This window comes from Paenibacillus sp. MSJ-34 (genome assembly GCF_018918005.1).
In the GTDB taxonomy this organism is placed as follows: Bacteria; Bacillota; Bacilli; order Paenibacillales; family Paenibacillaceae; genus MSJ-34.
In genome coordinates this window covers 16,061-32,379 of the sequence record NZ_JAHLPR010000061.1, presented here as the reverse complement: position 1 = coordinate 32,379, position 16,319 = coordinate 16,061, and the positions used below count along the sequence as shown (strand labels likewise).

At 46.8% G+C, this 16,319-nt stretch carries 14 protein-coding genes; 3 read left to right on the top strand and 11 right to left on the bottom strand.

Annotation, left to right across the window (positions count from 1 at the left end):
* Positions 1-296: 296 nt before the first annotated feature.
* From KQI79_RS24115 to KQI79_RS24085, 7 genes are all read right to left on the bottom strand, one after another.
* Entirely contained in the window at positions 297-1,862 is a 1,566-nt protein-coding gene (locus KQI79_RS24115; RefSeq protein WP_216540860.1) for a response regulator, read from the bottom strand.
* Complete coding sequence (locus KQI79_RS24110; RefSeq protein ID WP_216540859.1) at positions 1,840-3,690, bottom strand: cache domain-containing sensor histidine kinase; 1,851 nt, start codon at positions 3,688-3,690, stop codon at positions 1,840-1,842. The genes KQI79_RS24115 and KQI79_RS24110 overlap by 23 nt, the downstream gene beginning before the upstream one ends.
* Before the next feature lie 210 nt (positions 3,691-3,900).
* Positions 3,901-5,055: a sialidase family protein gene (locus tag KQI79_RS24105; RefSeq protein WP_216540858.1), complete on the bottom strand. Its 1,155-nt coding sequence runs from the start codon at positions 5,053-5,055 to the stop codon at positions 3,901-3,903.
* 282 nt (positions 5,056-5,337) lie between these two features.
* Positions 5,338-6,948: a sodium:solute symporter family protein gene (locus KQI79_RS24100; protein ID WP_216540857.1), complete on the bottom strand. Its 1,611-nt coding sequence runs from the start codon at positions 6,946-6,948 to the stop codon at positions 5,338-5,340.
* 34 nt (positions 6,949-6,982) lie between these two features.
* Entirely contained in the window at positions 6,983-7,897 is a 915-nt protein-coding gene (locus KQI79_RS24095; RefSeq protein ID WP_216540856.1) for an NAD-dependent epimerase/dehydratase family protein, read from the bottom strand.
* Between the two features lie 18 nt (positions 7,898-7,915).
* Positions 7,916-9,289 carry an allantoinase AllB gene (allB, locus tag KQI79_RS24090; RefSeq protein WP_216540855.1) on the bottom strand — a complete coding sequence of 458 codons (1,374 nt, stop codon included), beginning with the start codon at positions 9,287-9,289 and terminating at the stop codon, positions 7,916-7,918.
* Positions 9,290-9,306: 17 nt separating this feature from the next.
* The gene (locus KQI79_RS24085) at positions 9,307-10,122 is read right to left on the bottom strand and encodes an FCD domain-containing protein (RefSeq protein ID WP_216540854.1); all 816 of its coding nucleotides are present in this window, start codon (positions 10,120-10,122) and stop codon (positions 9,307-9,309) included.
* A gap of 535 nt (positions 10,123-10,657) precedes the next feature.
* Here KQI79_RS24085 and KQI79_RS24080 point away from each other — a divergent pair.
* A complete protein-coding gene (locus tag KQI79_RS24080) occupies positions 10,658-11,023 on the top strand; it encodes a group I truncated hemoglobin (protein ID WP_216540853.1) in 366 nt (121 codons plus the stop codon).
* Between the two features lie 235 nt (positions 11,024-11,258).
* Here KQI79_RS24080 and KQI79_RS24075 read toward each other — a convergent pair whose 3' ends face one another.
* Positions 11,259-12,185, bottom strand: a complete 927-nt coding sequence (locus tag KQI79_RS24075) for an alpha/beta hydrolase (protein ID WP_216540852.1) — start codon at positions 12,183-12,185, stop codon at positions 11,259-11,261.
* Positions 12,186-12,899: 714 nt separating this feature from the next.
* Here KQI79_RS24075 and KQI79_RS24070 point away from each other — a divergent pair.
* Together KQI79_RS24070 and KQI79_RS24065 are read left to right on the top strand one after the other, a co-directional pair.
* On the top strand, positions 12,900-13,895 hold the full coding sequence (locus KQI79_RS24070; RefSeq protein WP_216540851.1) for a zinc-dependent alcohol dehydrogenase family protein: 996 nt from the start codon (positions 12,900-12,902) through the stop codon (positions 13,893-13,895).
* Positions 13,896-13,974: 79 nt separating this feature from the next.
* On the top strand, positions 13,975-14,337 hold the full coding sequence (locus tag KQI79_RS24065) for a hypothetical protein (protein ID WP_216540850.1): 363 nt from the start codon (positions 13,975-13,977) through the stop codon (positions 14,335-14,337).
* A gap of 124 nt (positions 14,338-14,461) precedes the next feature.
* Here KQI79_RS24065 and KQI79_RS24060 read toward each other — a convergent pair whose 3' ends face one another.
* The 3 genes from KQI79_RS24060 to KQI79_RS24050 form a co-directional block, all read right to left on the bottom strand.
* A complete protein-coding gene (locus KQI79_RS24060; RefSeq protein WP_216540849.1) occupies positions 14,462-14,848 on the bottom strand; it encodes a hypothetical protein in 387 nt (128 codons plus the stop codon).
* Positions 14,849-14,923: 75 nt separating this feature from the next.
* Positions 14,924-15,529, bottom strand: coding sequence for a flavin reductase family protein (locus KQI79_RS24055; protein WP_216540848.1), 606 nt, complete (start codon positions 15,527-15,529; stop codon positions 14,924-14,926).
* Positions 15,530-15,621: 92 nt separating this feature from the next.
* Positions 15,622-16,308 carry an ArsR/SmtB family transcription factor gene (locus KQI79_RS24050; RefSeq protein ID WP_216540847.1) on the bottom strand — a complete coding sequence of 229 codons (687 nt, stop codon included), beginning with the start codon at positions 16,306-16,308 and terminating at the stop codon, positions 15,622-15,624.
* Between the last annotated feature and the right edge of the window lie 11 nt (positions 16,309-16,319).

The window sequence follows — 16,319 nt, the reverse complement described above, 5'->3', positions numbered from 1 at the left end:
ACTCGATTTTTGAACTGGGTTTAGTTTGGTGTTGTCTTTTTTCCTGACTCATTGACCTGTTCCTTAAAGTAAATTTCCAATTCTCATGAATCAGGGGCTTGACATCTTACCGCTGGACTTTTGGCTTGACTAGTCTCGGATAGCGCTTACATCCGCCATCTGATCTTAGTCTATAAGACACGAACCATGTTTTCATTGAACAAAAAAACGATTCGTTGGAAATATCCTCGAACAGTCAAATCCAACATCGTACTCGTATCAAAAAACTACGAAACGTTGTAATAATCAACAACGCTTTATTTCTTCCTATACTCTGTTACAGTGACTCCCGTCAGTTCTTTAAAGACTTTGCAAAAGTACGACGTTTCCTGAAAGCCGGCTTTTTCGCCTACCTCATAAACCTTAAGGTTCGTTTCCCGCAGCAGCCTCTTGGCCGCTTCGATCCGGCGTTGATTGATATATTCGACGAGTCTTATGCCCGTCTCGCTTCGAAACAATTTGGAGAGGTAATTGGGGCTCAAATTCAATACGTCGGCAATATTGGCAACGGAAATATCCTCGTTGTAATGCTCGTTTATGTATTCGACGGCCATCCGGATATCTTGGCGATGCGATTGCCGGATTTCCGTTTGTCCGAAAATTTGACGACAACAAGAAAGGAAGTATTCTTTCATTTCGCCAATCGGTTCCAAATTGTCCATCGAATCAAGCAAGACGTCATGCCAATGATTCATGCTGTTCAGCTTCATTCTCCTCTCCGCCGCAAAGACCGGCAGAAGGGCGAACAGATCGAACAATAGCCGTTTGACATGTTTCATCTCCAAGCGGCTGGATTGGATCCATTCGAAGACGTATGCGATCTTATCTTCGATCACTTTCATATCTTCGCTTCTGAATGCCAATGTGAATTGCGTCATCCATGTATGATGCAATCCCTCTTCCGGGGGCTGCGCTTCCCGATAAATGAAGATCCTCTCGCGATCCGCATATATTTTTTGGAACAACGCGGCTTCGGCTTGCCGAAATAGATCGGGAAGAGCGGAGTAACCGACACCGATCCGACTCATTCCTACAGAGAGGGACAGCTGCAAACTCCGGGCAATCGGGACGAGACGATCAGCGAATTCAAGGGCGGACGCAATCATGTGCGACTCGCTTTTGATGTGAGGAAAACTTTGGATGACTGCAGCTTGTTTCTCGGACAGGACAATCGGATAGAAATGCTCATTCTCCTTGCGAATGCGGTCCAGAAAGTCGCTTTGGGCTTTGCCCGGCATGGAATCGGCAATAACCTCTTCGTGCTTGTTGGCGTTAAAGCGGAGGAGTTGCACGATATAGGGTGAGCGGGATAACGTTTGTTCAAAATGATAACCGGCAGTCTCCGTTTGATCGCTCTGAATATTCTCGCCGAGCATCATTTTCTTTAGGTACAGGCTCGTCAGATGAATATCCGATGCATTCGCTTCCGCAAGCTTCTCTCGCTCCTTCAAGATCGATATCTTTACTTGCTCCAGGACTTGAATCAGTCCCTCGATTTCAAGATCATGCTTCAGCAGATAGTCCTGCGCTCCCAATCTCATCGCTTCTTTGACGAAATGAAACTCTTCGAAAGAACTTAGCGCGATAAATTTGATCGCCGGGTACAACCGCTTGACCTGCCGGATTAGATCGAGCCCGTTCATCTCCGGCATGCTCATATCCGTAATGATTACATCGCAGCGGCGCTCCTTGATATATTCCAATGCCTGTTTGCCGTTAATGGCCTCGGTCGTCAGCTCGAAGCCGTAATCCTCCCAGCGAATAATGGTTTTAATGGCATAACGGTAAATCGCGTTATCTTCAACGATCATAACCCGCAGCAATATGTTCAGCCTCCTCCAGTTTCGTATGATAAGGGAGTTTGATCTTCGCTTTCGTTCCTCGGCCCGGTTGACTTTCATACAACAAACCGTACTCCTTGCCGTAATACAATTGAATTCTTTCGTTGACCCCGCGGACCCCGATGCTGCTCATGCCCGGGAATCGTTTGTCCTCTTGACCGCGGCCGTTTACAATTTGCTCGATTTTTTGCTCATCCATTCCAACTCCGTTATCTTCCACGACCAAGTAAATCCTTTCGTTCTCACGCCAAGCCCGAATCGTAATCAAAGCGTTGCCTTTCGACGGCTCGATTCCGTGCAAGATGGCATTTTCCAAAAGCGGTTGCAAACTCAAGTAGGGAACATAACATTGGAGCAACCTCTCGTCGATATCGAATTTGATTTGGAGTTCATCCCCATAACCCATTTTTTGGATAAAAATATAGTTGTCCAACAGCATAATCTCCTCCGCTAACGTATGGAACTCGCTCGTTCTTCGCACAGACGATTTGAGGAGCTCGAACAGCGAACCCGTCATTTTTTCGATTTCGGATTGCCCTTTCATGCGGGCGAACCATTTAATCGTTCCAAGCGTGTTATAGAGAAAATGAGGATTGATCTGCGCCATCAACACCTGGAACTCGGCTTGTTGTTTCGCAATCCGCTCTTTATATACGCTGTTGACCAGTTCATTAATTCTGCCGACCATAAAATTAAAACGAACCGACAGCATGCCGACTTCGTCGCGTCCCATAATATCGGTTCTGACTTGGAAATCGCCTTCTTCTACTTTTCGCATGTTTTTTTCGAGCAGCTTGATATTTTTCGTTGTCGTCGCCGACAGGAACCATGAAATGGCAATGGAAATAAGGATGGCCAAGGCGCTGAAAATCAGAATCATCCACTGCAGGAGCCTAGTATGGTCTTTCAGCATCGTCATGGGGATGACGCAGACCACCCTCCATCCGGAAGGGGATGTTTGCTTTTGCGTTATTAAGTAATTTTGGCCTTCGATCCGACGAATCGCGCCGTTTGCGGCGGCGGATTCGGATTGACCGTTGCCAAAGAGCGCATCCCGCTCGGGCTGCCTGAAGTTGCTTTTGACCAAAACTTGGTCGTTCTGATTGAATATCGCGATGTTGTCCGGATTGATGTAAGAAATATCCGACTTTAAATTTCTGAAAAAATTAGGATCGATATTGATGAGGACGGTGCCGATATGCACATTGACATGGTTTAAATCGATGAAATTTCTGGTCAAGGAAACTTCATCTTCCCCCCGGAACGAGGATGTCCATACATATTCATGCCCGCTGCTTCTCAGTTCGGCTTCGGCTTGACTCATAATTTGCGAAGCGCTATGGACGTTTAGCTCGTTTTGAATCTGATGCTTATTCTCCCACCAATAGACCGTACCCTTGTTGTTTTTAATCACAATGGAACGAATATAACGATTATTGCTGGCGAATTGTGCGAGCACGTAATTAACGCGGTACTGGTACGCAGCGTAATTGTCTTCGGTGACAGCCTCCGCTCTCTCCGTCAGGAAGTCCCGCAATAGTTGATCCGAGATCAGGTACACCGTTGAATTCATAAATTCTCTGGCGCGGTATTCAATATTGTCGGACACCTGATGGACGATTTGTGCGGACAGATCTTTCGTATTCGACTCCAGAAAATAGTTGGCCGTATAAATGGATGCGCTTCCAATTGCAGTTGTAATCAACAAGATGATGATCATGTTGGATAAAAGAATTTTGGTCCTTAACCTGGCATTCCTGATGCCGTTCGATATTGTTCTGAACGGATTGTATTTTGCGCGGCGTTTCAATGGATCTCAACTCCAGGATAGAAATTTATTTGTTTCCGGTCTCATAGAGGGAAATGCTGGTATGTGTTGAGATGGTACCACAGAGTGGCGATCCGGAGCAATAAGTAAGATCAATTACGGGGGGGCTTCGCGGGGCAACGAAAAAACGGCAGCCCCGGATAAGAAAATCAAATCCTCGACTGCCGCTCTATTACTGCCATATTATTTAACTTATTCGATATCCGGTTGACCTGTCGCTTTGTTGACAAGTTGTTTTAGTATAGCGCCTTGCGAACGGCATTCGCCCCTCATAATATCGTCCTCCGTAAACCGTGCCATCAATATTTCCCGTTGCTTTACACGTTCCCAATCATAAGTGACATAAATATACCCATCCGCGGCCTCGACGGCATCCGGATACGACACCTCGTTGCGTTCGTCAAGCAATAACGAATACGGCCATGTTTTTCCGTCATCTTCGCTTAATAGAGCCGTCAAATGGCTTCGTCCTTTCCACTTCTTCACATCCCCTTGGCTAAGAATATCGTCCAAGTCGATTCTTTCATGGAAATTGTGATGGTTAATCAGCAACAATCTTCCCGACTTCAATCTGCGAATGTGAAAACGCGAGCATGGCCCGTCGATATGGCTTTTCCTGCCTGGGGACCAGGTATAGCCTCCGTCTTGGGAGATGCTTTCCCCGATCCCGTCGAATGTTCTGACAAGCATCCATAAGGTTCCGTCTTTTTTCTCCACGATCATATGTTCATCGAAGCTTCGATTCGGCACATCCGCATGGCCTCTTAGGCTAAAGGAATTTCCGCTATCCGTGGATACATAAACATTGGAAAACTGTTCGTTCTGCAATCCGTGATCCTCGCTTGGCGTGCTTCCGCTCGTATTGCACCATATCGCGCATGGAAAGAGCCATTCTTGTTTCGATGTCACAATCGGTTTATTCATCATGATGCCGTTCGCAATTCTTCGCGGCGGACTCCAGTTCAGCCGCTCCGCATCCGGATCTTCGCAAATCGACGCCCATACCCCCATTCTTCCGTCGTTAAACCCTCGCGTTTGCGTCCAGGTCATCCATAATCTCTTCAAAGGATCAATCCATAAATTCGGATCGTAAATGCGGCATTCCGGATCGGGGTGTTCTACCACGGTCACGCCTGAGCGGAATGTTCGCCCATGGTCGTCGCTTACGCATAAAACCATAATGTTGCCGCCAACCTCCGCATCTTGTCCGGAGTAGAAATTGATCAATATTCTTCCTTTTTCCGTTACCTCAAGAGAAGGAATCCCTTGCCAACGCCGATAGTTATCCTGAAACCTTTCTTCGGAAGGCTCTATAAAAATATTGGCCGGTCTCAATGTTGAATCCATAGTTTCTACTCCCCTATCTTATTTTTAGCGAACCGATTCGGACTTTTTAACCGTAATGAAACTGCCTAGCAAAAAGGCTAGTCCAAACAGAAACGTAACAATACCCCACCATAAATTGATATTAAATGGAAAGTGCTCTGTTGTTTTATTCGTAAATAATCCATACACGGTTAAAACCAAACCCAAGTAACAAAAAATGATGCCCGTCAAAAACTTAAGATCGAATAGCAACCTCTTCAATGATCTCACTCCCCGTTTTTTCATTTCATTACATGAATCCGCTTACCAGAAATAAAGATTGATAACAATCATAATAAGGATAGAAATAATCGCGAGATAGCCCGGGCGTTTATACCAAGGAAGATTCGGGTATGATATTTTTTCGCTCACGCTTCGTACCAAGCCCTTCAGTTCGCTTTCCGGTCTCGGTTTTGTAAACAAGCTTACGACGATAGTGATGACCATCGTTACGATCCAAGCCCATAGCGCTCTTGAGAAGTTGCCTTCCGCCAATGTGCTGTAAAAATCGCTCGGAATAAGGAAATACATGAGGAAAGAACTTGTAATCCCCAACAGCAATCCCCAGAACGCTCCCCATCCGGTTGCTCTCTTCCAAAAGACGCCCAAGAAGAATGTAGCAAAGAACGGAGCGTTAAAGAATGAGAACAACATTTGAATATAGTCCATAATATTCGGAAACTTCGCTGCCAGAAATGCGGCAAAAACGGCAAGTATGGTGCCGAGAACAACCATGAGACGCCCGACTTTCATATAATGCTTATCGCTGCCGTCTTTTTTAATGTAAGCTTGGTAGATGTCATAGGTCCAAACGGTCGTAAAAGCTGTAATATTGCCTGCCATCCCGCTCATGAAAGCAGCCAATAATGCAGTGATGCCTAAACCGAATAATCCTTCGGGCAATAATTCGGCGAGCGTAAGCGGCAATGCCAGGTTATAGGGCATATCGGGATTTTTGCCAAGCTCGGGAAAAAGCGGAATGGCGATAAACCCTGGAACAATGACGACGATGGGTACGATAATGCGAAAGAAGGTCGCATAGATCGGCGTATTTTGCACCGCTCTTACATCCTTGGCGGCAAATGCCCTTTGCGCAACCAGGAAATCGGTCATCCAATATCCGAATGAAAGAACAAAGCTCAGCCCTACAATCACTCCAAACCAGCTTACGCCCATCGGATTATTCGCCGTACTGCCCAAACCTTGCCATAGATGCGTGAAGGACTCGGGCATGTTGGCCAAAATACCGCTCATGCCTCCGAACTTATACATGCCAATGACAGCAATGGGCAGCAAACCGATCCATATTAAGAAAAATTGAATCACTTCGTTGTATATCGATGAAGTTAATCCGCCCAGCGTTACATATAATAAAACGACGACAGCCGCGACAATGATACTGAAGACCATCGACCATCCCAATAACACGCTAAAAATCAATCCCATAGCGTATAAACTAATCCCGGAAAACAGAATCGTCAGGATAAAAAATGTGATGGCGTTCAATCCCCGGGTTGCTTCATTGAATCGAAACCTTAAATATTCCGGAATCGTTCTCGCTTTGGATGCATAAAAGAACGGATACATGTACAAGCCTACGAATAACATAGCGGGTACCGCTCCCATCCAATAATAATGCATCGTTAACATTCCGTATTGCGCGCCGCTGGCTGCCATTCCCAACAATTCCAGAGCGCCTAAATTCGCCGCCAAATAGGCAATACCCGTTATCCATGCCGGAAGAGATCTGCCTGAGAGGAAGAAATCGCTGTCTGTTTTAATCATCTTTTGCACAATGAATCCAACGACGATGACAAATGCAAAATAACTAAAAATAATAAAATAATCGATCGTTCCAACCGAAACTTGCCCCATGTGATATTCACCTGCCTCGTGTAATTAAACGCTTTCAACTTTTCGATTTCTTGTTCTCTTCCAAATACTTTGCATATTCGGCAATACCGTCTTCAAGACGGTAATTCGCTTTAAACCCTAGCTGCTTCTCCGCTTCGCTGCAATCAAAGGCGCCGATAAAGTCATAACCTAAGTCACCGGGTCCGATCTTGATCGATATATTAGGATACAGGTTCTTAATAACGGCGGCAACTTCATTCATCTTGGTATTTACCCCTGTTCCAATATTGAAGATGCTTGAACTGCATTTTTCAGCTTGCAGCGCTTTATAGACGCCTAGAGCGGCATCCTTGACATAAATGAATTCCAACTGTTGATCCGCGCCCTTCGCATCATCGATATCAAGCCCGTTGACCGCCCTTTCCAAAAGGGATTTAATCGGATCAGGCATGAAACGGTTGGGACCATAAACAAAAGCAAGGCGTAACGAGATGACATTCATCCCGTAATTTCTGTTATATACCTCCCCGAGGTATTCGCCCGTCAATTTCGACACAGCGTACGTATTCTCCGGATGAACCTTCGTTTCCACAGTGGTTACTCCCGCGGAATGATTGCCGTACACAGCGCCGGAACTCAAATAAACTACCTTGTTAATATGAAATAGTCTTGCCGCTTCAAATATCGTTGTTGTTCCCAATATATTGGTTCTTACGGTCTCATATGGCGACGCTTCCCCCGCATGAGGATGCGATATTCCGCCCGAATGGACAATGGCGCCGATATTGTACTTTTGAATGATCGAGGCCAATCTCGGAAAATCGCATAGATCTCCGGTTTCAACCGTAAGATGATCCGTAATTGGCGACTTTCTTTGATCAAACCCTACAACATGATGGCCCTCGCGATGTAACAATTCCATAACGGCCGATCCTACCAACCCTGAGCTTCCGGTTACCAAAACATTCATGTTTGCTTCTCCTTTCTGTTACCGTTGAATGGGGACAAACTCTCCGTAGGTCGATTCTTCCGTAATCTCCCCATCGTTATAAATGACAGTCCCCCGCACCATCGTTGTCATAACCCTGCCTTTAAACTTATACCCTTCATAAATGCCTTGCGAACTTTTTGTTTTCGAAAACGAATGCTCGCCTTGATAAACCCACTCTTGATTCAAATCTACAATCGCCAAATCGGCGTCCGATCCGACGGCAATGGTCCCTTTTTTCGGATAGATTTCAAATGTTTTCGCTACATTCGTTGAAACCAGCTTGGCCAGTTCCACCAAACCGAGTCCCCTGGCATTCACGCCTTCGCTAATCATCGCCGGCAGCAAGACGTCAATTCCGCCGAATCCGGGCAGAGCCTTCCATATATTATCCTTGCCTTCGAGTTTTTCTTCATCGGTGTACGGCGAGTGATCGGAGCCGATAAAGTCGATGTTTCCCTTGAATATTTGTTCCCACAGGCCCTCTTTATTCTCATACGATCTGATGGGCGGATTGCACTTGGCAAACGGGCCCTTTTCTTTCAGGATCGATTTATCAAATAACAGGTAGTGCGGACATGTTTCATTCGAAACCTTGACCCCTTTCTCTTTCGCCTTGCGAACCAGTTCGCCGCCTTCCGCTACGGACATGTGAACAATATGCAAGCGGCAGCCGGTATGTTCCGCGAATAACATGGCCCTTTCCATCGCTTCCAGTTCGGCCAAAGCCGGTCTTCCATCCGGATAGGACTCCGGATCTCTATTTCCGCTTTGCTCCATCTCTTTACTTACCGTTTCTACGATGTCAGCGTTTTCAGCATGAACCCCGACAAGGCCGTTGAACTTTGCGGCATTCTTCATCGCTTTGAATAACACATCATCCGGCGTATGAGGATAATTATCGTTCGCGTATGAAATAAACGCTTTATAACCGACACACCCTAATTCATGCATTTCACTCAGACGATCAACCGACTTAGGAATTAATCCGCCCCAAAGGGCAAAATCGACCAAGGAGTTGCGATCGGCAATATCCTTTTTTAACTGAAACGATTCGCGATCGATGACCGGCGGAACGCTTAAAGGCATTTCGATGATAGTCGTGACTCCGCCCGCAGCTGCCGCCTTGGAACCGCATTGATAATCTTCTCTATAATCTTGCGGGCTTGGCTCCCATAGATGAACATGGGGATCAATGGCGCCGGGCAATACAACCATCCCTTCGGCATCGATCAGCTTCTTGCTTTCAACCTTGCTGCCGCTATCCAAAATGCCCGCAATTTTGCCGTCCTGAATTAATAAGGTTCCCTTCACTGCCTGATTCTCCAACACAATAGTTCCATTCACGATCGCGGTATCAAATACGGTCCCCATTTCATTCGCCCCTTTCTTTATTCGTCTATCCCATTCATAAACGGGATCATTTGGGTTTCATATCCTTCGGCTTGTTCTTTAATAGCGCCAATCAGCGTTTCGATATGAACGCCCATCAGTCTCTCGGCTTCTTGAGCGTTTTTCTGCTTAATAGCGTCGACAATCGATATATGTTGAAGAAGATACTCTTCCCCGCGCTCTCTCGTGATGAGCTGGGCAATTTGCGATTCCAGCTTAAGTTCTTCGTAAATTAAAATATCCAGCGATGCAATTAAGAATCGATTATAGGACGCCTTGGCCACTTTAATATGAAAATCTAAAGCAATATCGGTAGGGTCAATCTTTCCTTTGACGACTTCCTCATGTTTTTTCAACGAAACTTCAAGTTCCTCAATATCCTTTTTGTTAGCACGAAGCGCGGCCAGTCTTGCCGTTTCGCACTCCAAAGCTTTCCTTGCATGAAGCAAATCGATCAACTCGTCAAGGCTTTGCGGTATCGCCGCCATCATGAGCCGCGCCTGCAGGCGCTCCCTTTCGATCCGTTCGGATTGAAATTTGGCATAATGAATTCCTTCCGAAGTAATGACCCTTCCTTGCGCGCCGACAAGCTTTGTGAATCCCTTGGCGTCCAATTCTTTCAACAATCTTCCAATCGTCGCCGTGCTTAGCTCTACTCCTTTCAGTCCAAGCATCACTTTCAAAACCCAGGAGCCAACCGGCTCATCGGTTTGTTTCAAATACTTTAGAACGAGATACTCCGAATATTCGCTTTTTGAAGGAAAAAAGCTCTCTTCATCGAGTGTGTCAACGTTTTCAACATACTTTACGTCCACCTCACACCTCACCTTTCCCTCCTCATCTATGATGAGGAGCAATTAATAAAAAAAAATTGCTGTACTTTAGTGTAAAGAAAACTAACTTTTTAGGTACCTCATCACTGATGAGCAGGTTTAGTGTTCATTATAGATTCATGGTTTATTATTTGTCAATATGTTTATTAAAGCGCTTCGGTGGCAATGAAGACGATATGCACCACAGCACGATAAAGTCGATACTTTGATTGGCGATGAGCCGTACAAATAGCTCCGTTCATTTATCGACGTTCCCCAACCGCTATCTCTGTTTTTTCCCCTTTCTGAGTCTCGTGCATAAATTTCACCGCGCTAAAATATATGCATCATGCTCAGAATGTCTTTTCCCCCGCTCCCCTTCCCGGTTGCCGCCAAACGTTCCGCCCTTCATGCAATGCTTGCGAAATGTTTGATGCATTTCCGTAATATGGGATGCAAAAAAACAGCCGAAACGAAATGCCGTTATTGGGAGATACTAATTCTTGTCTTTTCCCAATAAATACAACGGAGGTATCGCATGACTTCAACGGCAACCCTTTACGAACAACTTGGCGGCGAAGAAACGATCGGCAAAGTGGTCGATTACTTCTACGAACTTGTACTGGCCGACGATACGGTCAACCATTTTTTCGCCAATACCGATATGGAAAAACAACGTCTGCATCAAACGAAATTCATCAGTTTCGCTCTCGGAGGCCCGAAACGGTATACAGGGAAAGCGATGGCGAAAGCGCATGAGGGGATGAACCTGCAACCCGAGCATTTCGATGCGATCGTGAAGCATTTACGCGAGGCGTTGGAACACTTCGAGGTCCCCGAAGCGAATATTCGCGAAGCGCTCGACAAAATCGCAACATTGAAGGACGATGTGCTGTACAAATAAAGCTGAACAAGTTGGATTATCTCCAATCAAATGGAAAGGTTTTCGATGAAAAGCGAGGTCTCATTGGAAATGATCCAACAGATTCGAGCCGTATTCCGCTTTTCACCGGATTTGCGATGATTTGATTGGATGAAATCCAATCAACGCACGCAGAATGGGCTGAGAAGCATTATTCCGCTGGATAAAATCCAACAGACGAGCGGAAAACAGGATGACATTGCCGGACGAGACCAGACTATATGTTCGAGAAAAACGCCAGCATCTCATTGTTGGATTCCATGCTCTCCGGCCACTCCGGATTGGCGACATGAAATACATGTCCCAGACGTTTCCCGTGCGATTTCGTCCAAAATTTCGTTTGATGCAGTATATTTCTTTCGCTCAGGTACCGATCCAGTACGACAGAATGATAATTGTGCAGCGGGTCGGCTTCGCTGCTGATGAGGAAAACAGGCGGCAGGTCGAGGCCTTCGGCCGTTTCCGTAAAACTCGCTTTTCCGTAGCATGCCGCAAGCTCCGGTTTCTGGCCGAAAAACATGCGGAACATTTCCTTATAGACGCTGTTTCCGGCGCCCAAGGCTCGGCTGATACGGCGAAAATCGGAGAGCTCGCACATGCCGTGGCTGATGCCGATCGCTTTGATATGCAGTCCGGTTGGCCGCACACCGTAAATTGCTTGCAATTCGGGGCTAAGTTGCACGCAAGCGGCAAGCCCGGTTAAATGCCCGCCGGCCGAATCGCCGCATATATAGAAGCGGCTGAGGTCGCAATGATGCTGCGATCCGTGTTTTTCCAACCAATGCAATGCGGCGAAGATATCCTGCACCTGCCCGCGCAAATCGGTATTCGGCAGCAACCGGTAGCTGATGTTCGCAACGGCGAAGCCTTGGGCCGCCAAATATAGGCAGTAGTATTTGTTCAATTCTTTGTCGCCGTACATCCAGCCGCCGCCATGAATATCGACGATCGTGGGCAATAACCCTTTCGTCCCTGCCGGATAATAGATATCCAGCAGGTGCATCGGATCTCCGTCGTCGAGATACGCCAGATCGACTTGTTCCGCAACGCCCGGTGTCGGCGTTTGCCGGGCGATACGGGCCAAATCCTGCTTCCTCACTTGTTCCCAGCCTCTTCTTATCATCTGTCTGACGATAAAGCCCATTGCAACCACCCTATCCTTTAACAGATTTTTGATAATGACATCATTTTCATCGAATAGCCGTTTAAATATTCAAACAACTCAGTCAAGTCTTGCTCCGTCCATTTGCCTGCGCTGAACCAGATTAGTCCCCGCAACGGCTTTCTTATCTACCGTTCGAATTCCATGGGATTCTAGCAAAAATGTTTCAATATGGTTTGCCCCCTCGCCGGTTGACCGCTGCCTAAATCTTTCATCGCGCATTTTCGCCATATATTCCTTCAGACGAGTATAGATTAAATCGAAGCGGTTTATTATGCAATTGTGCACTAGCGTTGCACCGAATGTTTTACTGCGTTTCAAGCCGATGATTGCGATAGGGATGAACAAGGTTAACGGATTTTGGAGGCCTTATTTGATCCAATAACGCAATTTTGGCGGAGTTAGCGGATTTGGAGGGCTCTATTTTTGTCGAAACTTCACAAAACCAAGGATTCTCAGCCGATCGCGACATGTTAACGGTTCGAAAATCCGTTAATTCCAATATTCGACTGGAATTCAAAAAATAAGACCTCGGAAATCCGTTATATTTCCATGGTACCGCATCCCAGCCAGAAGATTTAATGCAACGCTAGTGGCAGTTTGTGTTAAATATACCAACAGTTTAACCGAAGGTCGTCCTGAAGAATCTTTTATGAGTATACTAAAAGAAAAATACCCAAGCGGGGGGAGCGTCGAATGGAGTCCGAAGCCAAATGTATAAGATTTTATGAGTTTGGTGCGCCTCAACATGTTCTGAGAGTAGAGAGTAGAAAAATCGAAAACCCTAAGCCTGGAGAAGTTCTTGTACGTATGCTTGCCCGCCCCATAAACCCATCCGATCTTATTCCTATCACGGGGGCCTATGCTCATCGCATTTCGCTTCCGGCCATTCCCGGGTATGAAGGAGTCGGTATGATTGAAGAAGTGGGGCCTTGCGTTCCTAAAGAACTTATTGGAAAGCGCGTACTGCCTTTACGGGGGGAGGGCACTTGGCAAGAATATGTGAAAGCATCATCAGATTGGATCGTTCCCATACCGGATGCTATTGACGATGATACGGCCGCCCAATTATATATTAACCCGGTAACGGCGTGGCTTGCTTGCACAGAGGTTTTGCAGATAAGACCAAACGATGTCGTACTGGTAAATGCTTGCGGCTCCTCGATCGGTCGTATATTTGCCCAATTATCCAAAATGATAGGTTATCGACTGATTGCAGTAACGAGGAATCACTCTTACACGGAAGAACTTCTCCAACTAGGTGCTTCGCATGTAATCAATATAACGGAGACGCCGTTACATCAAACGGTTATGGAATTAACGAACGGACATGGGGCAACTGCAGCTATTGATTCTGTCGGAGCATCATCCGGAACAGAGTTGGCATTTTGTCTTCGCCCTGGCGGCATGTTGTTAGTCATTGGTCTTTTGTCGGGAACGCCGGTCAACTGGGCGGATATTGCAAAACAAGCGAAAGCCAATATTCGGATGTTTCATCTAAGACATTGGAATGGGCATGTTTCCGTACAAACGTGGCAGGAAACGTTTCGCCATTTGGTATCGTTGATCATTAGCGGGAAGTTGAAGCTTACGATTCCTGCGTCTCATTACGACCTGCAAGAGGTACATGATGCAGTTTGTTATGCACAAGTTTCCAAGAGAAATCCGGGGAAGATTCTTTTAACAAATTAAAAGGCAGTCAGATTGGTCAACAAGAGATATATACAATTAAAATGTAATATTTTACCTAACTATGAAAAGAGGTGTAATTATGAAAAAATTTTCTGTTATTGCCATCCTAATGATCATGCTGCTCTCGATCGCATCGATGGCGTCGGCTAAAGCGTTAGAAGGCACTTCGCCGCCCTATTATCTCTCCGGCAACATCTCGTACGAGGCCTCATATTACAACCGGAATTTTATTACATGGGGATCTGTCACGCTTACTCTGCTCAAAGTAACTCCTACAGGCGACGTTCCCGTAGGCTCACAAGTCGTCTTCGTGCGCCCAGGCGAGACGAAAAGAGAAAAAGTACTGCTAGCTTCCAATCAACCGGCAGATTACTACAAATTGAAAATTACTTATAACAGCGCCGATGTCGCTGTGTATGCAGACAGATTTATCACGGAATGACTTTAACATATCCGGCAATAACAGCTTTAAGACGACAGCCCTGGCGGCTGCCGTCTTTTTAGATATGCATGTTGATATTGCCTATTGCCCCTGCAAAGGCTGCGAATCTAATATAGATCAATTTTTATTCGCCGACAATGCCATTGGTTTTATGGCGAAACGACAGTACTTTTCTACCAGAGGACGTACGTTTGTTGTACAAAATACAACATAATCCGGTTTTTTCGAACGAGTTGGCGACGATGTTGCACAAAATACAGCATAAGAAGCTTAATTTGGGATGATAGGCAAAAATTTCGCGATTATGCTGCACTTTATACAACAATGTGGCCGGTTCCGGCGCCAATTTTCCTACTATGTTGTATTCCGTACAGCATACCGACAGATCCAGAGAGTCATTGGAGCTTACTTTTGCCGATTCCATAACGCGTTCGTATACAAATCTGGCATCATTTGCAAGCCCGCCCGAGAGGCCGCCAGTTGCCGGCCAATTACGCATAACGACTTCCATGAAATCGAATCCGCAGCCTTTTTCGATGCATTGCCAGTGGAAAAGCTCGTGATCGGGGAGCTCTTGATTTTTGTCTCATGTCTCTGACTTAAAGGTTTTGCCCAACTCCCGATCCAGGCCAAAGTAGTGGCGAAAGCTGTAAATCAACGGGTTCCACGCGGTTGGATTGACATGATAATCGGTCAGCACAATCGTTTCGTGGGCATGGACTTTTTGCGCCTCTACCTCGATAATGGCAAATCCCTCCGACTCGTGGAGGTTGACGACTTGCGCCTCGATTTGCAACGGACACTCTTCCACCCGCTGCGGCCGCACGACATCTGAAGCAAGCGGCGTGAAACCGCCGGCTGAAAATTTGTCGCGTTCAAATCGGTACAGCTCCCGTTTGCAGTCTGGCACCGGATTGGCACCGGTCAATCTGGCCAATCTTTCCACTTGCCCCCAGTGCGACGCATCCGGCAGGTTGACGACGCATTCCCCGCAGCGGTTCAGGTTGACTAATCCCTTCCCTCCTCCGGCGAGCCCGAGCACGATGCGATTCCCTAGCGCCCAGGCAGATGACATCGGTGTAAGGTTTGTCGTTCCATCTTCATTCAAAGTGGAGAGCAATACGACCGGTGTACCGAAGTACAGTATTTTGGGCTGAATGACCTGAATGGCCGTTTTCGTTTGTTTATTCATTTTCATCACCTCAACAAGCATTATAGCCGGAAAAACATTCGCCCTTCATCGAATGATGAATGCAACGCGTTGCTGAGGTGATTGGCATCATGTCAAAGTATCAGGCCGAACTCGTCAGCCAAGCCTTTAATACCTTCGTCCGTTACTCGTACTGCACGCCCGCCGGGAATACGCGCAATCCATTCGAGTTCAAACAATCTGTTGGTAATCGCGGCACCAAGACTGCCGGCGATATGATGCCGCCTCTCGCTCCAATCCAGACACTGTCGGGCAAAATGGCGCCGCCCTTTTTGTACATTCTCTACATCGATGCCGAAGCGCTTAAAGCGGTCATCCCCCTGTTTGGTGACGACAAAGTCTCGGCCGGAACGTTCGATCATTCCGAGCGCAAGCAGCCGATCGGTCAGTCCTACGCCCACTTCTCCCGCGATATGGTCGTAGCAAGTGCGGGCATACCGCAACACTTTTGACTGGTCGTATTCCTTGAGCGATCGAATCGGCTTTTGTGGTGCGATGGCGCTAAGCGCTTCAAGCGCGTATGCGACATCGGGTCCGGCCAACCGATAATAGCGGTGTCGGCCGCTCATTTCCACGACGAGCAAGCCGCCCTCGACCAATTTTGCCAGATGCGAACTTGCCGTTTGCGGCGCAATGCGCGCGGCGCGCGCCAGCTCGCTGGCCGGAAGGGCTTTGCCGCCTAACAATTCCAGCATCATCGCGACGCGCGAAGGTTCGCCGACGAGCGCCGCCACTTCTATAACATTCGGTATTGCCGCCATCTTGTCCCCTC

Bases quoted from the DNA above. Each gene is read 5' to 3' on its own strand.
- KQI79_RS24070 (WP_216540851.1), top strand. From the start codon at position 12,900: ATGGAGTCCGAAGCCAAATGTATAAGATTTTATGAGTTTGGTGCGCCT.
- KQI79_RS24065 (WP_216540850.1), top strand. From the start codon at position 13,975: ATGAAAAAATTTTCTGTTATTGCCATCCTAATGATCATGCTGCTCTCG.
- KQI79_RS24095 (WP_216540856.1), bottom strand. From the start codon at position 7,897: ATGAATGTTTTGGTAACCGGAAGCTCAGGGTTGGTAGGATCGGCCGTT.
- allB (WP_216540855.1), bottom strand. From the start codon at position 9,289: ATGGGGACCGTATTTGATACCGCGATCGTGAATGGAACTATTGTGTTG.
- KQI79_RS24080 (WP_216540853.1), top strand. From the start codon at position 10,658: ATGACTTCAACGGCAACCCTTTACGAACAACTTGGCGGCGAAGAAACG.
- KQI79_RS24055 (WP_216540848.1), bottom strand. From the start codon at position 15,529: ATGAATAAACAAACGAAAACGGCCATTCAGGTCATTCAGCCCAAAATA.
- KQI79_RS24100 (WP_216540857.1), bottom strand. From the start codon at position 6,948: ATGGGGCAAGTTTCGGTTGGAACGATCGATTATTTTATTATTTTTAGT.
- KQI79_RS24075 (WP_216540852.1), bottom strand. From the start codon at position 12,185: ATGGGCTTTATCGTCAGACAGATGATAAGAAGAGGCTGGGAACAAGTG.
- KQI79_RS24105 (WP_216540858.1), bottom strand. From the start codon at position 5,055: ATGGATTCAACATTGAGACCGGCCAATATTTTTATAGAGCCTTCCGAA.
- KQI79_RS24060 (WP_216540849.1), bottom strand. From the start codon at position 14,848: ATGGAAGTCGTTATGCGTAATTGGCCGGCAACTGGCGGCCTCTCGGGC.
- KQI79_RS24050 (WP_216540847.1), bottom strand. From the start codon at position 16,308: ATGGCGGCAATACCGAATGTTATAGAAGTGGCGGCGCTCGTCGGCGAA.